This window comes from Pseudoxanthomonas sacheonensis, assembly GCF_031455975.1.
Lineage (GTDB): Bacteria > Pseudomonadota > Gammaproteobacteria > Xanthomonadales > Xanthomonadaceae > Pseudoxanthomonas_A > Pseudoxanthomonas_A sacheonensis_A.
Genome location: NZ_JAVDTT010000002.1, coordinates 337895 through 355150, shown reverse-complemented (window position 1 = coordinate 355150; position 17256 = coordinate 337895). Strand labels below are relative to the sequence as shown.

The window sequence follows — 17256 nt, the reverse complement described above, 5'->3', positions numbered from 1 at the left end:
CGCATGTGAGCGCATGTGATGGCCGGAGTCCATCGGGGTTGCAGGGAAGTGCGGCCTCCATCACTTCACTTGCTGCAACGCGGCGCACAAAAAAGCCCCGCCTGGGCGGGGCTTTCCTGTTGCGAATCCGTCGCCAGTGCGGACTCAGTAGCCCAGTGCCTGCGAAATCAGGCCACTGGCGACTTCTACCAGCAGGTAGCGATCGTCTGCCGGGCGTACCCAGCGATAGCCGCGTGGCGGCGCGGCCAGATGGTAGCGACGATAGTCGGTCACGTAATAGCGCGGCTGCAGGTAGACCACCGGGGCGTGCATACCGCGGCGATAACCGTGCTTGATCTGGCCCAGGTGGCGGCCGTTGTCGTGGCGGCGGCCCTCGTAACGACGGTCGTCATAACGACGATTGTCATAGCGACGGTCGTAACGGTCGTCGTCATCGCGGTCGCGGCGGTCGCTGTAACCATAGCGATCATCGTCGTAGCGGTCGTGCTTGTCCTTGCCATGATCGCGGGCCATGGCCGCGGCCGAAGACAGCAGCAGGACGGCGATGGAGGTGGTGAGCAACAGTCGTTTCATGATGAGACTCCCTGTGGGTTGGTGCACAGCCAGGCTAGGCGCGCTTACCTGAACAGGGATCTTTTTGCTGACGATTGACCGCGCACGCGTTCAGGTTCGAGGATGGCAGCCCCGCCCTGTCTGCGTTTGCGCTGGAGAAACCCTATGCCGTTCGTACGAGTCGATCTTCTGGAAGGCAAGTCCGCCGATTACCTTGCTGGTCTCGGCGAGGCCGTCTACGACGCGATGCGAGCGACGTTGAATGTGCCTGCGGACGACCGCTTTCAGGTCATCGCCGAGCACAAGCCGGGCACGTTGTTCATCGATGAGCGCTACCTGGGCATCCAGCGCAGCGCCGAATGCGTGCTGATCCAAGTCACCCTCAATGCCGGCCGCAGCGTGCAGATGAAAAAGGACTTCTATCGCGCGGTCGCCGACGGCTTGCAGGCGCGGCTCGGCCTGCGCAGGGAGGATGTGTTCATCAGCTTGGTGGAAGTGGTGAAGGAGAACTGGTCGTTCGGCAACGGCGAGGCGCAGTACGCGGATCCTTGAGCGATCGGTTGCCGGTCGCCGACTCCAGGCCGCCATGCGGAAGCATGGCGGTCATCGCGCGCGCTAACGCGAACGCGGCCGCACCGAAGGCGCGGATTTGGGTACTTCGCCTTTCTGCGCAGGGGCCACGGTCTGCAGCACGCGGGTTACGCCCAGCTTCTCCACTTTGCCGCCGGATTTTTCGTAATCGGCGATGTCGCTGGCGATACGCTCGCTTTCCAGGCGCTTATGCGGATTGCCGTCGCTGCCGGCGGGCGGTCCCTTGGGGGCCGGCCCCTTGCCACTGGTTTTCTTCGCTTTCATCAATCCCCTCCTGCGGGGCGGCGGAGGCGTCATGCCTCCGGCTCGGAGGCCGCCCAACGCGACTTCCGCCCCCACTATGCGCCTTTAGGCGGCAGGACGGTGTGATCGTTGCGCCGGCCGCCAGGACTAAATAGGAGGTTTGAACGCTTCTGATGACGCTGCAGGGGCTTCGCCACCTTAGGAGAGATAGAGTGTTTTACAGGCGGCAACCGCTTTCGCACCAGCCATCGCGTTGAAACAGCTATCGCAACACCTTCCCCAGCGTCAGTGGAGTCAGCGGTTCAGTGCGCCCATCATGGCCTCCGGATAGCGCATGCCCGCGGCCGCGTCGGCCGGGAAGATCGCCTCGATCCTGGCCAGGTCGTCGGCATCCAGCCTGACTTCCAGCGCGCCCAGGTTTTCCTCCAGGTACTTGATGCGCTTGGTGCCCGGAATCGGCACCAGATCCTCGCCCTGCGCCAACACCCAGGCCAACGCCAGTTGTCCGGGCGTGATGCCCTTGTCGCGGGCCAGTACGTTCACTTGATCGACCAGTTGCAGGTTGCGGGCGAAGTTGTCGCCCTGGAACCGCGGCGACTGGCGCCGGTAGTCGTCGGCATCGAAATCTTCCGGCGATTTGATCGCGCCGGTGAGGAAGCCGCGGCCCAGCGGCGAATAAGGCACGAAGCCGATGCCTAGTTCGCGCACGGCGTCGAATACGCCATTGGCTTCCGGATCCCGCGACCACAGCGAGTACTCGGTCTGCAGCGCGGTGATCGGATGCACCGCGTGCGCGCGACGCACGGTTTCGGCGGAGGCTTCGGACAAGCCCAGAAAACGCACTTTGCCCTGTTCCACCAGCCGCGACATCGCCCCTACCGTGTCCTCGATCGGCACGGTGGGATCCACGCGATGCTGATAGTAGAGATCGATATGATCCACGCCCAAACGTTTCAGGCTGCCGTCGCAGGCGCCGATCACATACTCGGGCCGGCCGTTGATGCCACGCGCGGCGGGATCGTTGGGATCCATCTGGATGCCGAACTTGGTCGCCAGGAACACGTCCTTGCGGCGGCCGGCAATCGCCTTGCCCACCAGCACCTCGTTGGTGTGCGGGCCGTACATGTCGGCGGTATCGAGCAGGCTCACACCCAGCTCCAGCGCGCGATGGATCACGGCGATCGCGTCGGCTTCCTCGCCGCGTCCGCCATAGAACGCGCTCATGCCCATGCAACCCAGGCCAAGGGCGGAAACCTCGGGGCCATTGCGGCCGAGCGTGCGTGTCTTCATGGCGAAATCTCTTTGCGGGGGAACCGCATTGTGGATTTCGCGACCGACAATATTCGTTAAGCCCCACGCGCCGCCGACAGCGCGGCGAGGGAGGGGATCAGGCGCCCACGCGTCGGCGTACCGCATCGATGTCGCGCACCGGCCGTACTTCGATGCAGCCGGTCGCGGCCCACGGGAACTCGGCGGCGATGCGCACCGCTTCGTCGATATCCGCCGCTTCGATCAGATTGAAGCCGCCGAGGATTTCCTTGGTCTCGGCGAAGGGACCATCGACCACGCTGGTCTTGCCGTTGCGGATGCGCACGGTTTTGCCGGTGGAGGCGGCTTCGAGCTGCATGGAGTCCTTCAGCTTGCCCTGCGCGCGCAACTCGTCGGCATGGACGAAGCAGCCGTGCATGGTGCGGTCGAACTCGCCCGCGGGCATCGCTTCGAGCAGGGTTTCGTCGTTGTAGATCAGGACCAGGAACTGCTGCATGGCGGCCTCCAATATGGGCTGCCACAAGTACCGGTTGCCCGCCGCGAGGTCAAGCTGCGCATGCACAGGGATTCATCTTCCCGTATCCGGGACAGCGACGGCAGCCCGGCTCCGGTAGGATTCACGCACTTCATCGCGTCAATGCGGGAATGCCGTGCAATCCATCATTTCAATCAACAAACTCAGCAAAACCTATGCGTCCGGGTTCCAGGCGCTCAAGTCGGTGGATCTGGAGATCCGCAAGGGCGAGATCCTGGCCCTGCTGGGACCTAACGGCGCCGGCAAGACCACCCTGATCAGCATCGTCTGCGGCATCGTCAACGCCAGTTCCGGCAGCGTGACCGCCGACGGCCACGACATCGTGCGCGACTATCGCGCCGCGCGCAGCAAGATCGGCCTGGTGCCGCAAGAACTGTCCACCGACGCGTTCGAGACGGTGTGGGCCACGGTGAAGTTCAGCCGCGGCCTGTTCGGCAAGCCGCCGAATCCGCAATACCTGGAGAAAGTCCTGCGCGATCTGTCGTTGTGGGACAAGAAGGACAGCAAGATCATGACCCTGTCCGGCGGCATGAAGCGCCGGGTGCTGATCGCCAAGGCGCTGTCGCACGAGCCGACCATCCTGTTCCTGGACGAGCCCACCGCCGGCGTCGATGTGGAGCTGCGCCGCGACATGTGGCAGATGGTGCGCAACCTGCGCGAAAACGGGGTGACCATCATCCTGACCACGCACTACATCGAAGAGGCCGAGGAAATGGCCGACCGCATCGGCGTGATCAGCAAGGGCGAACTGATCCTGGTCGAGGACAAGCATGTGCTGATGCGCAAGCTGGGCAAGAAGCAGCTGACGCTGCAGTTGCAGACTCCGTTGCAGCGCCTTCCCGACGAACTGTCCGCGCTTGCGCTGGAACTGACCGACGAAGGGCATGCGTTGGTCTATACCTTCGACACCCAGACCGAGGAAACCGGGATCGCCGCGCTGCTCAAACGCTTGGGCGAACTGGGCATCGACTTCAAGGACCTGCATTCCAGCGAGAGTTCGCTGGAGGAGATCTTCGTCAGTCTGGTGCACGCGGGCAAGCAGGAGGCACGCGCATGAGCACGCTCCTCAATTGGCACGCGATCCGCGCCATCTACCGTTTCGAAATGGCGCGCACCTTCCGCACCATCACCCAGTCCATCGCCTCGCCGGTGCTGTCCACGTCGCTGTACTTCGTGGTGTTCGGCGCGGCGATCGGCTCGCGCATGGGCGACATCGACGGCATCAGCTACGGCGCCTTCATCATTCCCGGCCTGATCATGCTGTCGCTGTTGAACGAAAGCATCTCCAACGCCTCGTTCGGCATCTACATGCCCAAATGGGCGGGTACCATCTACGAGCTGCTGTCGGCGCCGGTGTCGTACATCGAAGTGGTGATCGGCTATGTGGGCGCGGCGGCGAGCAAATCGCTGATCCTGGGCATCCTGATCCTGGTCACCGCGCGCATCTTCGTGCCCTACGAAATCGCGCATCCGTTCTGGATGCTGTGCTTCCTGCTGTTGACCGCGGTGACCTTCAGCCTGTTCGGTTTCATCATCGGCTTGTGGGCAGACGACTTCCAGAAACTGCAGGTGATCCCGTTGATGGTGGTGACGCCTTTGACCTTCCTGGGCGGCGCGTTCTATTCCATCAGCATGCTGCCGCCGGTATGGCAGAAGATCACCCTGTTCAATCCCGTCGTTTATCTGATCAGCGGATTCCGCTGGAGTTTCTACGGCGTGGCCGACGTCAATGTCGGCATCAGCCTGGCCGCCATCCTCGGCTTTCTGGCGCTGTGTCTGGCGGTGGTGTGGTGGATCTTCAGGACCGGCTGGAAGCTGAAATCCTGATCGGTTCTAATAACCCGGGGCCGCAACGGCCGGGGGAGAGAATCGATGGGGAAGCGGAATGCGCTGGTCCTGCTGGCCGCGTGGCTGTTGGCCGCGCCGGCTTTGGCGCAGGTGGATCTGGACGCCTACCTTAAGCGGGACCAATACGAGCGCATCAAGATTTCCCCCACCGGGGAGTACATGGCGGTAACCGTGCCTTTGCCGGACCGTACGGCCCTGGCCATCATGCGGCGTTCGGACAAGACCATCACCGCCAAGGCCATGGGCGGCGAGCATTCGCTGGTCGACGATTTCTGGTGGGCCAACGACGAACGCGTGGTGGTCGCGATGGCGCAGCGCCTGGGCACGCAGGACGCGCCTTTTGCGACCGGTGAACTGCACGCGGTCAATGCAGACGGCACCAAGGGCATGCTGCTGGCCAGCCCCCGGGGTGTCGATGACATGGTCGGCATCGGCGGCAAGATTCGCATGACCGCAGATCCGGCCGTGTTCATGATCGATCCACTGGCCAGCGACGAACGCAACATCCTGGTGTCGTCAATGCGCTTGACCACCGATCCGCTGACCTACGTCGAGAAGATGGACATCTACAATCGTCGTCGGACACTGGTCGCCTCCGCGCCTGTGCGCAACGCTTCGTTCGCCGTAGACAGCGCAGGCGAAGTGCGGTTCGCGGATGGCTCGGGCTACGACAACGTCAGAAAACTGTACTACCGTGAGGCTCGGGGTCAGGACTGGCGCTTGATAAACGACCAGTCTGCAAGTGGCATCGTGATGACCGCCTCGGGCTTTTCCGTCGATGGGAAGACGGCCTACCTGACGGCGCAAGTACCGGGTGGTCCGGATGCGATCTTCGCTTACGACCCTGCGACCGACACGCGCACGCAACTCATCCGCGACCCGGTCGCGGATCCTTGGGCGCTGATCGAACGTCTGGGCTCGCAGGAACCGGCAGGCGTATGGTTCATGAGCGACAGGGTCCGTAGCCGCTTCTTCGATGAGACATCGCCAACGGCGCGTCTCTACCGCAGCCTCGAAAAAGCTTTCCCCGGCCAGGCGATCGCGGTGACTTCCACGACCCGCGATGGACGCCTGGCCGTGCTGAACATCTGGAGTGATCGCAATAGCGGCGACTTCTATCTGTTCGATACCGAAAAGAAGAGCGCGGACCTGCTCTACAGTCGGCGCGAATGGTTTGATCCGGCCAAGGTATCCGCCTCGCGGGCCATCGAAGTCAGCGCACGGGATGGAATGAAATTGCACGGATACCTGACTCTGCCTTTAGGCAAGGAGAAACACCTGCCTCTGGTGGTCTTGCCCCACGGCGGTCCGTTCGGGATCTTCGATGCGTGGGGATTCGACGATGACAGCCAGATGCTCGCCGATGCGGGCTATGCGGTGCTGCGGCTCAATTTCCGTGGATCGGGAAATTACGGGCGCGACTATAAGAACGCTGGGGCCCGGCAGTGGGGCAAAACCATGCAGGACGACCTGACCGATGCCACCCGCTGGGCCATCGCGCAGCAGGTGGCCGATCCGGCGCGCATCTGCATCTACGGGGCGAGCTATGGCGGCTATGCCGCACTCATGGGGGCGGCAAAAGAACCTGCCCTGTACGCATGCGCGGCCGGCTATGTGGGCGTGTACGACCTGGAGAAAATGCACAAGGACGATGCGGCGCATAGCCGTTCCTGGAGAAGTTGGACCAACGACTGGGTAGGGGATCGCAACGCGCTGGGCGAGGTGTCGCCGGTGAACCTCGCGGGGCGCATCAAGGCTCCGGTGTTCCTGGCCGCTGGAGGCCAGGACGAGCGCGCGCCCGTCGAACACACCCGCAAGATGGAAAAGGCGCTGAAGGAAGCAGGTGTCCCGGTCGAATCGCTCTATTTCAAGAGCGAAGGCCACGGCTTCTTCACCGAGCCGCACCGGCGCGAGTACTACACACGGCTGCTGGCGTTCCTTTCCCAGCATCTGGGTGGGGCCAAGGCGAAATGATCAAGGCGCGGCAAGCGCTGCAGCCGCACTAACGGTTACTTGGTCAGCTCACGCTGGATATCCTCCAGCCCATGCCCGCGCGTCTCGATGCCGCGGCGCAGCAGCATCACGCCGGAGATCGCCATCGGCAATGCGATGAGCAGCGCCGACAGTAGGAAATTCTCGAAGAAGCCGAGCACGCCGAAGCCGGCGCCCAGGATGCCGCCGAACTTGGAACTGGCCGCGACCACGCCCGAGCCGGTCGCGCGCAGGTGCACCGGGTAGATTTCCGCTGCGTATGGAATCAGCATCGCGATCACGCCGCTAACGCTGATCAGCAGCGCCGCAGTGGCGACGACGGTCGCGGCGGCGGACTGCAACTGCATCCAGCTCATCGCGCAGAACGCCAGCAGCGACAGCGTGGTCAGGGCGATGAACAGCACCAGCGCACGGATGCTGCTCCAGCGGTGGTACAGCCATACCACCACGGCGATGCCGGGCAGCGCCAGGATGGCCGAACGCGCCAGCAATGCGCTCGCACCCTTGGCGTCCACACCCAGTTCCACCAGATTGGTGGGTAGCCATAGCAGGAAGCCGAAGTTCGCCAGTCCCCAGGCCACGCCGCAGACCAGCAGGCCCCAGGTGATGCTGGCATGTCGGCCGCGCAGCAGTTGGCGCATGCCCACCACCGGATGCTGTTCGTCGATCACGCTGCCGGCCGCTTCGGGCGAATTGTCCGCTTCGATCGCCGCGGAGGACGCGCCGGAGAATTTCCTCAACACCGCACGCGCCTCGTTCTCTAGTCCCGCATTGGAAAGGAAGCGAGGCGATTCGGGGATCCAGCGGTTGAGGAACACGATCAGCGCGCCGGTCGGCAGGCCCAGCAGCCACAGCACGCGCCAGCTGAACATCGGTTCCAGGATGGCCGCCGCGCCCGAGGCGAGCAGGTAACCGGCGGAAGTGCCGATGCCGCCCAGCGCCACCAGCAGCCAGCCGCGGTGCGCGGCCGGAATGGTTTCGGCCATCAGGGTGAAGGCGATGGGCAGCAGGCCACCCGCCGATGCGCCCATCAGGAAACACATCGCCAGGTTCCAGTTGAAACTCGGCATCGCGCCGCAGATCGCAGTGCCCATGAACATCAACGCCGACAACAGAATCGCGGCGCGGCGTCCGAACAGGTCGCCCATGCGGCCCCACAGCACCGAACCCACGGTGGTACCGGTCAGCGCGAACAGCGCCAGCAGGCTGGCCCTGGATTTGGTGATCTCGTACTCGGCGCTCATGCCGGGCATGACGAAGCCGAGCGTGGCCGGCTTCATCACATCCACCGCCAGCGCCACGATCAGCACGATCACCAGCGTCCAGTGCGCGCGGTTGAGCGGCACGCCATCGGCGATATGGAAATAGCGATGGTCGCGCGCGCGCTGCGCGGTGTTGCGCATCTGCTCCATGCGCGGCATCAGCCCATACATCGACAACGCCAGGCCGACCGGGATAAGCGCCATGCCGATCCACATTTCGACGCTCATCGGCATGCCGACCATCTGCCAGTGGGTGTGCTGGCCCATCATGAACATCGGCACATGAGCCAGCACTCCCGCCAGCACCAGCAAGCACCCCAACCAGAACGCGAAGGGGTGGTGGAACGAGATACCGCTGGTTTTCATAGGGTCAGGCGCGTCCGGAGTGCGCGCAGCCTAGCAAATGGCGCCGCTTGCGAGCGCAGGCGCCAGACGCTTCAGGCGATATCGCGGTAGTAGGCGACCACTTCGCCCTTGACCTTGATGGTCATCGGATTGCCGCGGCGGTCCTTGGATTTGCCGACCTGCACGCGGATCCAACCCTCGCTGACGCTGTATTCCTCCACGTTGTCGCGCTCCACGCCGTTGAAGCGGATGCCCACGCCGCGATCGATGGCGACTGCATCGTGGAAAGGACTGGCGGGGTTGATCGCCAGGTGGTCGGGAGGCGTGTCGGTCATGTCGGGGCTCGATGGCGCGCGTAGGGAAGCGGAAAGAATAAACGCGCGCCGTGGTTTAGTCTTGCCCCTATGACCGACGACGCTGCCCAGACAGAGCCGCCTGCCCCGGCGCGAGAGCGCCATGACCTCATCGACGCCTTGCGCGGATTCGCGCTGGGCGGCGTGCTAATGGTCAATCTGGCCTCACTGACCCTGTACGAATTCCTACCTGATGCCGCGCGCGCGAGCCTGCCGACGGCCGGATTCGACGCCATTGCGCTGCAGGCGATGGAACTGCTGGTCAACATCAAGTTCATCACCCTGTTCTCCCTGCTTTTCGGCCTGGGCTTTTCGCTGCAGATGGAGCGGGCGCAGGCGAAGGGCGGACTGGCCCGATTCGTGCGCCGGCTGCTGATCCTGCTGGCGATTGGCCTGATCCACAGCTATTTCATCTGGTGGGGCGACATCCTGCTGACTTATGCGGTGGTGGGTCTGCTGCTGGTGTGCTTCCGCCACGCCTCCAATCGTGTGTTGCTGGCGGCCGGACTCACGTTGGCCTTGCTGCTGCCGCCGCTGCTTTCTCCGTACATGCGGGAAGTGCTTTCCGAATGGCCGAAGCAGGCGGAGGCCTATGCAGGTGCCCTGGTTGCATTCTCATCGCCGTCGTTGACGGAGGCCTTGCGCGGCAACATCGACATGGCCAACTGGGCGCGGGTTTCCAACTGGGCTTTGCTTTGCTTCGTGCTGGGACGTTTCTTGCTGGGTTACTGGGCCGGACGTCGTGGCCTGCTGCAGTATCCGCATCGGCACAAGGTTCTGATCGTGCGGCTGTTCTGGTGGTGCCTGGGCATCGGTGTGGCGATGACGGTGTTGCAGTTCACCCAGGCCGGTCTGCGCCAACACTATCCGTTGCTCGACAGTGAAGCCTCCAAGTTCCTGATCCGGGTACTGTTACGGGCGGGTCCGCTGGCATTGGGGATCGCCTATGCGACCGGTTTCGCCTTGTTGTTCCTGCGGCCGTGGTGGCGACGCGGTCTGGGAGTGCTGGCGCCAATGGGACGCATGGCCCTGACCCATTACCTCAGCCAGAGCCTGATCGGCATCGGCTTGTTCTACGCCATCGGCCTGGGTATCGGGCCGCGCTGGGGTCTGGCAGGTTGGGGTTTGGCCTGGGTAGCGATCTTCACTACGCAAATCGCGCTGAGTCATTGGTGGCTGGCGCGATTCCGCTTCGGGCCGATGGAATGGGCGTGGCGTTCGTTGACCTACGGCCGCCGGCAGCCCATGCGTTACCCGGACGCAGGCGATGGGTTGCGGCTTGCGGCGACATCGTCCTCTTCAGCTCGCGATGCCGAGGCCCGGTCTCCATTGTCCTGAGCGTTCCTTTGTGTTGGCTTCGAACGGAACGGCGGACTCAAGTCCCACCGAATAGGGGTGCAAACGAAAGCATGGCAATGGTGGGCCAAGGCCCATCCTACGGCTGCGTGGCTTGCGCCTTGGCCTTGCGGATCACCGCGCGGACCAGTTCGCGGTCGGCGTGGCGGGAGATCGCCACCGCGCCCAGACGCAACGCTTGTTCGCGCAGCTCCACGGTGACGTCGTAGTGCGCGCCGCTGGTCTTGTCCTGGAAGGCGCGCCGCGGCATGCCCAGTCGCGCGGCCATCGCGTGCAGTTCGTCCAGCGTGTCGGCCATCAGGTGCGCCCAACGCTGGCCGCGCCACCAGGTCACTGCATCGTCGACATAAACGGTCATGCCGCGAGTTTTCCACACTTACCGGACATCCGCGAATGATCGCTACGCGGGCTGCTTGCAGTCCGACCAGGAAATGCTTTCCAAGTCCTCCGCCAAGCGCCACTATCGATATCCTGATCGTTCCTCCATACCTTTTATGAACATGCCCGACAACGAAGCCGACTACGGCGATCACGAAGCCGATCCCGAAGACCTCGACGATGCCGATGAGCTGACGACCGAGGCGCTGGTCTGGCAATTGCTTCTGCTGGTCAATCCCGGCGACGAGGAAACCGCTTTGCGCCAGTTCTCGCACTACCGCGAGGCGGCACAGGAAGCCGGCGAAGAGGCCGAGCCGGTGTGGCTGCTGAAGGACGCGATCGACTGGACTTCCGGCTTCTTCGTCGATTGGAAGGACAGCGAATCCTTCATCGACAGCGTCACCGAGCTGGTGCGGCGCTGGAACCTGGAGATCGACTGGGGCGGGGATCCTTCGGACGAGGATTTCCTGGACAACACCGATGTGCCGGCGCTGATGTCCACGGCCTACGACCGTCTGCGCGAACGCGGCTATACCCTGTGGACCTGGGATACCGGCAGCGACAACTACGGCGGCTGGATCACTTCCAGCCGCGACGACGAAGCGATGCGGCTGGTGGCCGTGGCGTTGAACATCGAGTTGCGGCCGGGCAGCGATTCGTTCTGATCGCCCGTCGAGCGGGCTGCCTGCGATGCGTTTGCCGCGTGGTCGGCGGAACTTACAAGCATCGCAGGCAGGACTCCGCTACAAGGGGTGGCGGCTTACTCTTCCTCGTCGCCGCCGATCTGGTCGTGATTGGTGCGTGTGTTCATCAAGAGGCTCCTGGTGGCCGGTTGCCGGCTAGCGGGATCGCCGCCGGAGCTGCTTTGTAGGCCCATTGCCGTTAATCGGTTGCGACGGGCGCGCTATATTTTTTTTACACCCGGTGATCCGTTCCGCAGATCCGGTCAGCTCTTGCGCAGACGCGGCTTGAACTGGCCCGCGCAGCGGATATGGGATTCGATATGCATCCGCGCCAGATCCATGTAGTTGGCCTTGGGACCGCTGCCGCTGCCGTGCACTTCGCCCAGGTATTCGCCGTCGGCCCATACCTTGCCGACCCATTCGGCTTCGGTCTCGCCGATGGTCAGGGAGACGGTGTAGCGCATGTCCTTGTCGTCCAGGTTCTTGCAGCCGTAGACCATGGGGAACTGGGCGGTGAACACCTTGTCCTCGGCCAGCCGCGCCAGGTGCTGGCGGGTACGTTCGGCGATCTTCTTGCGCGCGTGCTCGACGACCGTATCCACCGCATTGCGGACGTATGCGGATCGTTCCATGAAATGGTCGATCGCCTCGAGGGGGTGATAGGCGTTCTGCTTGACCCAATCGATGAACGCCATTTCCAGCTCCACCGAGCCGGCTTTGAGCTTCTGGTTCATGTGATGCGACTCCCCGTTGCGGCGCGCCGACCCCAGAAGCGTGGCGGCAGCGCAAGTTAAAAGCGAAGCGCGATTGTGTGGAAGAAAATGTTAACGGCGCGCGAGCATGTCGCGCGAGAAAGCCACGCGCCATCGGAATTCCCGCCAGCGTGGTCAGCGCTCCAGCCGCACCATGCGCTGCAGCAGATGCTCCATGGTCGCCGGCATGTCGCCGCACTTGCCCATGTGAACAGGCGAAGTCTGAATGATCGAGCTGCGCTTGGCGGTGAGCCAGTGGAAGCGTGCGCGTTGCGGCAGCAGGCCGATCGGCCCGGTGCCTGCGCCGCCGCGGCAGATCGCGGGAATGGTGTCCAGATGCCGGCGCAGCGATTCCAGGTCCAGGTCGGGCGCCAGCGCCAGCACGCGGGCCTCGTCCAGTTCGATGCGCGCTTGCAGATAGCGCGAGGCCTCGCAGGAGAGGATCACGCCGACGTTGACGAACTCCTCGCGTTCCACCCGCGGCACGACCCTGATCACCGCATAGTCGTAATGGTTGTCGTTATGGCTATTGGCGTGCATGGATGGCCTCCTGCACGAAAGACTGGCGCTGATCGAGGCGCCGCACCAGATATTCCACGTAGGCCGAGCGTTGTGTGGCCGGATCGGCGAAGGCATCGGCATTGAGCAGCCAGCTGTCCGGCACCTGCGCCACGATGTCCTGGAGGATGCCGCGATCGAGTTTCGCCGAAAGCGCCGCATCCGCGGCGGGCAATGCTTCCGCCCACGGCAGCAGCACGTGGTCCTTGATCATCTTGAACGGATTGCCGGCATTGGCGCTGCTGCCGTCCCAGCCATGATGGAAATACAGCGCTGCGCCGTGGTCGATCAGGCGCAGTTGCCGATGCCACATCAGCAGGTTGGTGTTGCGCGGAGTGCGGTCGACGTTGCTGACGTAGGCGTCGAACCAGACGATCCGCGACGCGAGTTCGCCCGAGGGCTGTTCTGCCACCGGATCGAAGTTCACCGCGCCCGGCAGGTAGTCCAGGGCCAGGTTCAGGCCCGCGCTTTCCCGGATCAGGTGCTGGATTTCCGGATCGGGCTCGGTGCGCGCCAGGTCGGGATCCAGCTCCAGCAGCACGATTTCGGGAATGGGCAGGCCCAGCGTGCGCGCGATTTCGCCTGCGATCAGTTCGGCCACCAGCGCCTTCGCACCCTGACCGGCGCCGCGGAACTTGAGCACGTACATGCCTTCGTCGTCGGCCTCCACCACCGCAGGCATGGAACCGCCCTCGCGCAGCGGCGTGACATAGCGGGTGGCGGAGATGGTGCGCAGCGACATGGCCGATAGGATACCGGCTCGGGCCGCGGACCAGCGCTACCGCGTTCTTAGGCGCGCGACGGCGCCCGGCTTCCGTCGTTATCAGCGCGCGCTGAGCTCGGTTTTCGGCTTCAGTTCCTTGCGCAGCCAGTCGTCCAGCAGGCCTTTCTCATAACGCAGCGGATCGCTGTCCCCGAACATGCTGTTGCCCATCAGGAATCCGGAGTCGACCAGTTTGCGTTCCCCCTGATCGATGACGTTGCCCTGCGCATCGGTGTGCTTGAAGGTCAGCGACACGCGCGGCGGATAGATTTCGCGCACGAAACGGGTGTTCTGCAGGTTGGGTCCCCGCCAAGGCTCGTACTGGCCTGCGCGCTTGATGTCGGTGATGGTGACTTGCAGTTTTTCGCCGGACGGCAGTTTCTTCGCCGCGCTCTTCTGCAGGTGCTGGGCGAGCTGTTCGACCCAGTTGCCGCGTTGCGCTTCCCAGCGGTTGCCGCTGTAGCGGATATCGGAAAACTGCGCCGGATCGGTCCAGTCCACGCTGACCGGGCCTTCGGCAGGCAGGCTGCGCGGGGCGTCCGGATCGGTGACATTGCGCGACTTGGCCGCCACCGGGCCGGCGAGGAACAGCGCCAGCAGGATACCCGCGAACAGGGAGGAGGTTTTCATGGGGAGAACTCCATTAGGCGGGGATGCGATTGTGCTCCCCTCGGTACTTTCATACGCAGCAGGCCGTGGATTCGTTGCGCTGCCGTTGCGCGGCATTCATGCAGCGCGGACGTGGAGGTCAGTCGGCGGTGCCCGCTTCCGCGCCCCCGCGATGCAGCGGATCGGGCAGCGGCGCCCCGTGTTCGGTGAAGCCCAGCGACACCGAATTGAGGCAGTGGCGCTCGCCGGTCGGCGGGGGACCGTCCGGGAAAACATGGCCCAAATGGCTGTCGCAGCGCGCGCAGACGATTTCGGTGCGGATCATGCCGTAGCTGGTATCGCGAATGGTCTTCACGTGCGCATCGTCGTAGGGCTGGAAGAAACTGGGCCAGCCGGTGCCGGAATCGAATTTGGCGCTGGAGCGGAACAGGGGCAGCCCGCATAGCCGGCAGGTGTAGACGCCCTCCAGCTTGTTGTCCAGGAACACGCCGCAGAACGCCGCCTCGGTTCCATGTTCCAGCAATACCCGGCGTTCTTCGCCATTGAGGCCGTCGATCAGTTGCTGGCGCTGGGTCGGGCTGGGTGGGCTGAGGTCGAATGCGCTCATGGCGGGCTCCTGAATTAGGATCGAAGTTTACGTAGTACGCGTGGGCCAGGCGCGAAGGCATAGGAGGCCCGTATGGACGCGATATGGGGACGCGATGGCCGTATTTCCACCAAAGGTATCGCATTGGAATCAAGGGACACTTGTCCCGTTCGTAGTGAGGCTGTCATGAAACCGTTCGTGGTGAGCTTGTCGAACCACGCTCTTAGCGGATCGTCACAGCTTGCGATAGTTGATTTTTAGCGCGAAAGGCGTGGTTCGACAGGCTCACCACGAACGGGATCTTCGGCAAGCTCACCACAAACGGTTCGCTGACGGCGGGACGATCAGCGGCCCACGCCGAACCTGCGCAATAGCACGTACACGAACACACTGGAGGCCACGCACAGCCCCATGGCGATACCGAACCCGTGTTCGCTCGACAGCAGCGGCAGATTGCCCATGTTCATGCCGAACACGCCCACCACCAAGGTGGGCGGCAGCAGCAACGCGGTGACCACGGACAGCACGAATAAGTGCCGATTGGTCTGCTCGGCCAGTTTCGCCGCCACTTCGTCCTGCAGCAGTCGCGCCCGCTCGTGCAGGGTGGCCACATCGCTGTCCAGTTCGTCGAAGCGCTGCGACAGCCGGGTGGCCGCCGGCAGCAAGGCATGCCGGGACGAGACGGCGTAACGTTGTTCGAACTGCCGCAGCACGCGCCGCAACGCAGTCAGGGGACGGTGCATGTGCACCGCCTGGCGACGCAACAGGGCCAGATCGCGGCGTTCCTCGCCGATGCGGTCGGCGAGTACGCGGTCTTCGATGTGGTCCAGCTCCTCGCCCAGTTCCAAGGTGGCGTGGGCGACCGAAGCGGCGAATTGCTCGACGATGGCTTCCAGCACCTCGGTCGCAGAATCGAAGCGCACGCCGCCGCGCACGTGCTGGCGCACCTGCTCCACCGAGCGCAACGCCTGCCGTCGCGCGCTAACGATCAGGCCGTCGGCCAGGGCGAAGTGCAGCCAGCCCACTTCCGCGTCGCCGCGCGCGAACGATTGTTTGCTGTGATCGCTGCCACGCTGGTGGCGCCAGTCCACGAACACGCCATAAGCGGTGCCGCCTTCGAGGTGCAGGCTGACGTGGGTATCGTGCGAGAGCAAGGCTTCGCCGGCGGCTTCGGGCAGGCCCAGTTCGCCGATCGCATGGGCGGTTCGCGCATCGCTGGTGTTGAAGTGCAGCCATAGCCAGGCATGATCGCGTCGCGCATCGGCAAGCCGCTCCCGATCCAGCATGGCGGCGTCCAAGGTGCTGGCGTTGCCTTCCGCATCGAAACCATAGGCCCATACCAGGCACGGCATGCCGAGGAAGGAAGGAGCATCCGTGGTGGGAACGAGCATGCGGGTAGAGAGCTTCGTTTCAAGACATTGAGGTGACAACGAAGCTACGCCGCGGTTATGCCGTTTTTGTGACATCGGATTGGCAGGCCAGGGCGGAGGACAACCGAAACCCCAGTGTTCCGTACCTGGATCACTGCATTGCTCCGGCGTCCGATTCGCGACGACCACGCCGTATCCGGATTGATCCCCGGCGCAACGCCCCCATCTGCCCGGTATCGCGGCATCGCCGCTGGCCGAATTCCGTGGAGATGCCGTGTCCGTTCCCGTCAAGATCGATTTCGTTTCCGATGTCGCCTGCCCCTGGTGCGCGGTGGGCTTGAAGTCGTTGCAGGCGGCCATTGCGCGCGTAGGCGAAGAACTCGAAGTCGAGCTGCGTTTCCAGCCCTTCGAACTCAATCCGCAGATGCCCGCCGAAGGGGAGGATGCGGTGGAACACCTGACCCGCAAGTACGGCATCACCGCCGAACAGGCGGCGCGCAATGGCGAAGCCATCCGTGCGCGCGGCGCCGAGCTGGATTTCGAGTTCCGCATGGACCGGCGCCGGCACATATACAACACCTTCGATGCGCATCGCCTGCTGCATTGGGCGGAAAGCCAGGGCGAGGGAAGGCAACTGGCGCTCAAGCACGCGCTGCTGCGCGCCTATTTCACCGATGGCCAGGACGTGTCCTCGGCCGAAGTGCTGGCGCAGCTTGCGGTGGAAGTCGGTCTGGAGGGAGACCGCGCACGCCAGATCCTGGCGTCGGACGAATACGCGCAGGCCGTGCGTGCGCAGGAAAGCTTCTACACCAGCCAGGGCATCACCGCGGTGCCGTCGGTAATCTTCAACGACCGGCATCTCGTGCAGGGCGGGCAACCGGTGGAACTGTTCGAACAGGCCCTGCGTCAATTGGCGGGGATTCCCGCGGCGCCGCCTAAACCCTAATTGTCCGCGCCGGCCGCAGAGACCGCGGCTGGCCTGGGCCGCGGCAATTTCAGCCGTGGCAGTTCAGCATCACCGACTCGCAGCCGGCCATGTCCATGACCACCGCGGTGGGAATGCCGTGGTTTTCGTGCAGAGAGGTCGCCATCAGGTCGGCGGTTTCCATGGCGTCGCTGCGCGAGGCGAACCATAGCCGGCCCTGGTCGCCTTCATAGAGCTGCCAGCCGCTGCACGCGGAGACGATAGTGAACATCAAGCGCTGCTGCAT

21 protein-coding genes are annotated in these 17256 nt (G+C 63.8%); 7 read left to right on the top strand and 14 right to left on the bottom strand.

The features are described 5' to 3' along the window. Positions 1-144: 144 nt before the first annotated feature. On the bottom strand, positions 145-573 hold the full coding sequence (locus J2W94_RS08730; RefSeq protein ID WP_310092258.1) for an RcnB family protein: 429 nt from the start codon (positions 571-573) through the stop codon (positions 145-147). A 144-nt stretch (positions 574-717) separates the two neighbouring features. On the opposite strand from J2W94_RS08730, the gene J2W94_RS08725 reads away from it, so the two are divergent. Further along, positions 718-1104, top strand: coding sequence for a tautomerase family protein (locus tag J2W94_RS08725; RefSeq protein ID WP_310092255.1), 387 nt, complete (start codon positions 718-720; stop codon positions 1102-1104). Between the two features lie 63 nt (positions 1105-1167). Here the strand turns inward: J2W94_RS08725 and J2W94_RS08720 are convergent, their stop codons facing one another. From J2W94_RS08720 to J2W94_RS08710, 3 genes are all read right to left on the bottom strand, one after another. Next, positions 1168-1407, bottom strand: a complete 240-nt coding sequence (locus tag J2W94_RS08720; RefSeq protein WP_310092253.1) for a hypothetical protein — start codon at positions 1405-1407, stop codon at positions 1168-1170. A 273-nt stretch (positions 1408-1680) separates the two neighbouring features. Continuing rightward, positions 1681-2676, bottom strand: a complete 996-nt coding sequence (locus J2W94_RS08715; protein ID WP_310092251.1) for an aldo/keto reductase — start codon at positions 2674-2676, stop codon at positions 1681-1683. A gap of 97 nt (positions 2677-2773) precedes the next feature. Then, a complete protein-coding gene (locus J2W94_RS08710; protein ID WP_310092249.1) occupies positions 2774-3151 on the bottom strand; it encodes a YciI family protein in 378 nt (125 codons plus the stop codon). A 154-nt stretch (positions 3152-3305) separates the two neighbouring features. On the opposite strand from J2W94_RS08710, the gene J2W94_RS08705 reads away from it, so the two are divergent. From J2W94_RS08705 to J2W94_RS08695, 3 genes are read left to right on the top strand one after another with little or no spacing between them, the layout of a single operon-like run. Beyond that, positions 3306-4247, top strand: coding sequence for an ABC transporter ATP-binding protein (locus J2W94_RS08705; RefSeq protein ID WP_310092247.1), 942 nt, complete (start codon positions 3306-3308; stop codon positions 4245-4247). After that, positions 4244-5017, top strand: a complete 774-nt coding sequence (locus J2W94_RS08700) for an ABC transporter permease (protein WP_310092244.1) — start codon at positions 4244-4246, stop codon at positions 5015-5017. The genes J2W94_RS08705 and J2W94_RS08700 overlap by 4 nt, the downstream gene beginning before the upstream one ends. Before the next feature lie 45 nt (positions 5018-5062). Next, positions 5063-7012 carry an alpha/beta hydrolase family protein gene (locus J2W94_RS08695; RefSeq protein ID WP_310092241.1) on the top strand — a complete coding sequence of 650 codons (1950 nt, stop codon included), beginning with the start codon at positions 5063-5065 and terminating at the stop codon, positions 7010-7012. A 35-nt stretch (positions 7013-7047) separates the two neighbouring features. On the opposite strand, the gene J2W94_RS08690 is transcribed toward J2W94_RS08695, so the two are convergent. Then, complete coding sequence (locus J2W94_RS08690; RefSeq protein WP_310092239.1) at positions 7048-8658, bottom strand: MFS transporter; 1611 nt, start codon at positions 8656-8658, stop codon at positions 7048-7050. A 71-nt stretch (positions 8659-8729) separates the two neighbouring features. Next, a complete protein-coding gene (locus tag J2W94_RS08685) occupies positions 8730-8972 on the bottom strand; it encodes a DUF3297 family protein (RefSeq protein WP_310092237.1) in 243 nt (80 codons plus the stop codon). Positions 8973-9041: 69 nt separating this feature from the next. Between J2W94_RS08685 and J2W94_RS08680 the strand changes: the two genes are divergently transcribed. Continuing rightward, entirely contained in the window at positions 9042-10328 is a 1287-nt protein-coding gene (locus tag J2W94_RS08680; protein WP_310092235.1) for a DUF418 domain-containing protein, read from the top strand. Between the two features lie 97 nt (positions 10329-10425). Here the strand turns inward: J2W94_RS08680 and J2W94_RS08675 are convergent, their stop codons facing one another. Beyond that, a complete protein-coding gene (locus J2W94_RS08675) occupies positions 10426-10704 on the bottom strand; it encodes a DUF4031 domain-containing protein (RefSeq protein WP_310092233.1) in 279 nt (92 codons plus the stop codon). A 142-nt stretch (positions 10705-10846) separates the two neighbouring features. Here J2W94_RS08675 and J2W94_RS08670 point away from each other — a divergent pair, with 142 nt between their 5' ends. Continuing rightward, positions 10847-11389 carry a DUF6630 family protein gene (locus tag J2W94_RS08670; RefSeq protein WP_310093659.1) on the top strand — a complete coding sequence of 181 codons (543 nt, stop codon included), beginning with the start codon at positions 10847-10849 and terminating at the stop codon, positions 11387-11389. 281 nt (positions 11390-11670) lie between these two features. Here the strand turns inward: J2W94_RS08670 and J2W94_RS08665 are convergent, their stop codons facing one another. From J2W94_RS08665 to J2W94_RS08640, 6 genes are all read right to left on the bottom strand, one after another. Further along, positions 11671-12141 carry a hypothetical protein gene (locus J2W94_RS08665; protein WP_310092231.1) on the bottom strand — a complete coding sequence of 157 codons (471 nt, stop codon included), beginning with the start codon at positions 12139-12141 and terminating at the stop codon, positions 11671-11673. Between the two features lie 153 nt (positions 12142-12294). Then, complete coding sequence (locus tag J2W94_RS08660; protein WP_310092229.1) at positions 12295-12699, bottom strand: DUF3037 domain-containing protein; 405 nt, start codon at positions 12697-12699, stop codon at positions 12295-12297. Beyond that, a complete protein-coding gene (locus tag J2W94_RS08655; protein WP_310093657.1) occupies positions 12686-13453 on the bottom strand; it encodes a HipA family kinase in 768 nt (255 codons plus the stop codon). Before J2W94_RS08655 ends, J2W94_RS08660 begins: the two co-directional genes overlap by 14 nt. Before the next feature lie 87 nt (positions 13454-13540). Then, positions 13541-14110, bottom strand: a complete 570-nt coding sequence (locus J2W94_RS08650; protein WP_310092227.1) for a DUF3016 domain-containing protein — start codon at positions 14108-14110, stop codon at positions 13541-13543. A gap of 118 nt (positions 14111-14228) precedes the next feature. Beyond that, entirely contained in the window at positions 14229-14696 is a 468-nt protein-coding gene (msrB, locus tag J2W94_RS08645) for a peptide-methionine (R)-S-oxide reductase MsrB (RefSeq protein ID WP_310092224.1), read from the bottom strand. Between the two features lie 323 nt (positions 14697-15019). Further along, the gene (locus J2W94_RS08640) at positions 15020-16066 is read right to left on the bottom strand and encodes a transporter (RefSeq protein WP_310092222.1); all 1047 of its coding nucleotides are present in this window, start codon (positions 16064-16066) and stop codon (positions 15020-15022) included. Between the two features lie 253 nt (positions 16067-16319). Between J2W94_RS08640 and J2W94_RS08635 the strand changes: the two genes are divergently transcribed. After that, the gene (locus tag J2W94_RS08635; protein ID WP_310092220.1) at positions 16320-16991 is read left to right on the top strand and encodes a DsbA family oxidoreductase; all 672 of its coding nucleotides are present in this window, start codon (positions 16320-16322) and stop codon (positions 16989-16991) included. 49 nt (positions 16992-17040) lie between these two features. Here the strand turns inward: J2W94_RS08635 and J2W94_RS08630 are convergent, their stop codons facing one another. Continuing rightward, entirely contained in the window at positions 17041-17256 is a 216-nt protein-coding gene (locus tag J2W94_RS08630) for a hypothetical protein (RefSeq protein WP_310092218.1), read from the bottom strand.

Coding starts and splice junctions, on each gene's coding strand:
- J2W94_RS08730 (WP_310092258.1), bottom strand. CDS start 573: ATGAAACGACTGTTGCTCACCACCTCCATCGCCGTCCTGCTGCTGTCT.
- J2W94_RS08725 (WP_310092255.1), top strand. CDS start 718: ATGCCGTTCGTACGAGTCGATCTTCTGGAAGGCAAGTCCGCCGATTAC.
- J2W94_RS08720 (WP_310092253.1), bottom strand. CDS start 1,407: ATGAAAGCGAAGAAAACCAGTGGCAAGGGGCCGGCCCCCAAGGGACCG.
- J2W94_RS08715 (WP_310092251.1), bottom strand. CDS start 2,676: ATGAAGACACGCACGCTCGGCCGCAATGGCCCCGAGGTTTCCGCCCTT.
- J2W94_RS08710 (WP_310092249.1), bottom strand. CDS start 3,151: ATGCAGCAGTTCCTGGTCCTGATCTACAACGACGAAACCCTGCTCGAA.
- J2W94_RS08700 (WP_310092244.1), top strand. CDS start 4,244: ATGAGCACGCTCCTCAATTGGCACGCGATCCGCGCCATCTACCGTTTC.
- J2W94_RS08695 (WP_310092241.1), top strand. CDS start 5,063: ATGGGGAAGCGGAATGCGCTGGTCCTGCTGGCCGCGTGGCTGTTGGCC.
- J2W94_RS08690 (WP_310092239.1), bottom strand. CDS start 8,658: ATGAAAACCAGCGGTATCTCGTTCCACCACCCCTTCGCGTTCTGGTTG.
- J2W94_RS08685 (WP_310092237.1), bottom strand. CDS start 8,972: ATGACCGACACGCCTCCCGACCACCTGGCGATCAACCCCGCCAGTCCT.
- J2W94_RS08680 (WP_310092235.1), top strand. CDS start 9,042: ATGACCGACGACGCTGCCCAGACAGAGCCGCCTGCCCCGGCGCGAGAG.
- J2W94_RS08675 (WP_310092233.1), bottom strand. CDS start 10,704: ATGACCGTTTATGTCGACGATGCAGTGACCTGGTGGCGCGGCCAGCGT.
- J2W94_RS08670 (WP_310093659.1), top strand. CDS start 10,847: ATGCCCGACAACGAAGCCGACTACGGCGATCACGAAGCCGATCCCGAA.
- J2W94_RS08665 (WP_310092231.1), bottom strand. CDS start 12,141: ATGAACCAGAAGCTCAAAGCCGGCTCGGTGGAGCTGGAAATGGCGTTC.
- J2W94_RS08660 (WP_310092229.1), bottom strand. CDS start 12,699: ATGCACGCCAATAGCCATAACGACAACCATTACGACTATGCGGTGATC.
- J2W94_RS08650 (WP_310092227.1), bottom strand. CDS start 14,110: ATGAAAACCTCCTCCCTGTTCGCGGGTATCCTGCTGGCGCTGTTCCTC.
- msrB (WP_310092224.1), bottom strand. CDS start 14,696: ATGAGCGCATTCGACCTCAGCCCACCCAGCCCGACCCAGCGCCAGCAA.
- J2W94_RS08640 (WP_310092222.1), bottom strand. CDS start 16,066: ATGCTCGTTCCCACCACGGATGCTCCTTCCTTCCTCGGCATGCCGTGC.
- J2W94_RS08630 (WP_310092218.1), bottom strand. CDS start 17,256: ATGCAGCAGCGCTTGATGTTCACTATCGTCTCCGCGTGCAGCGGCTGG.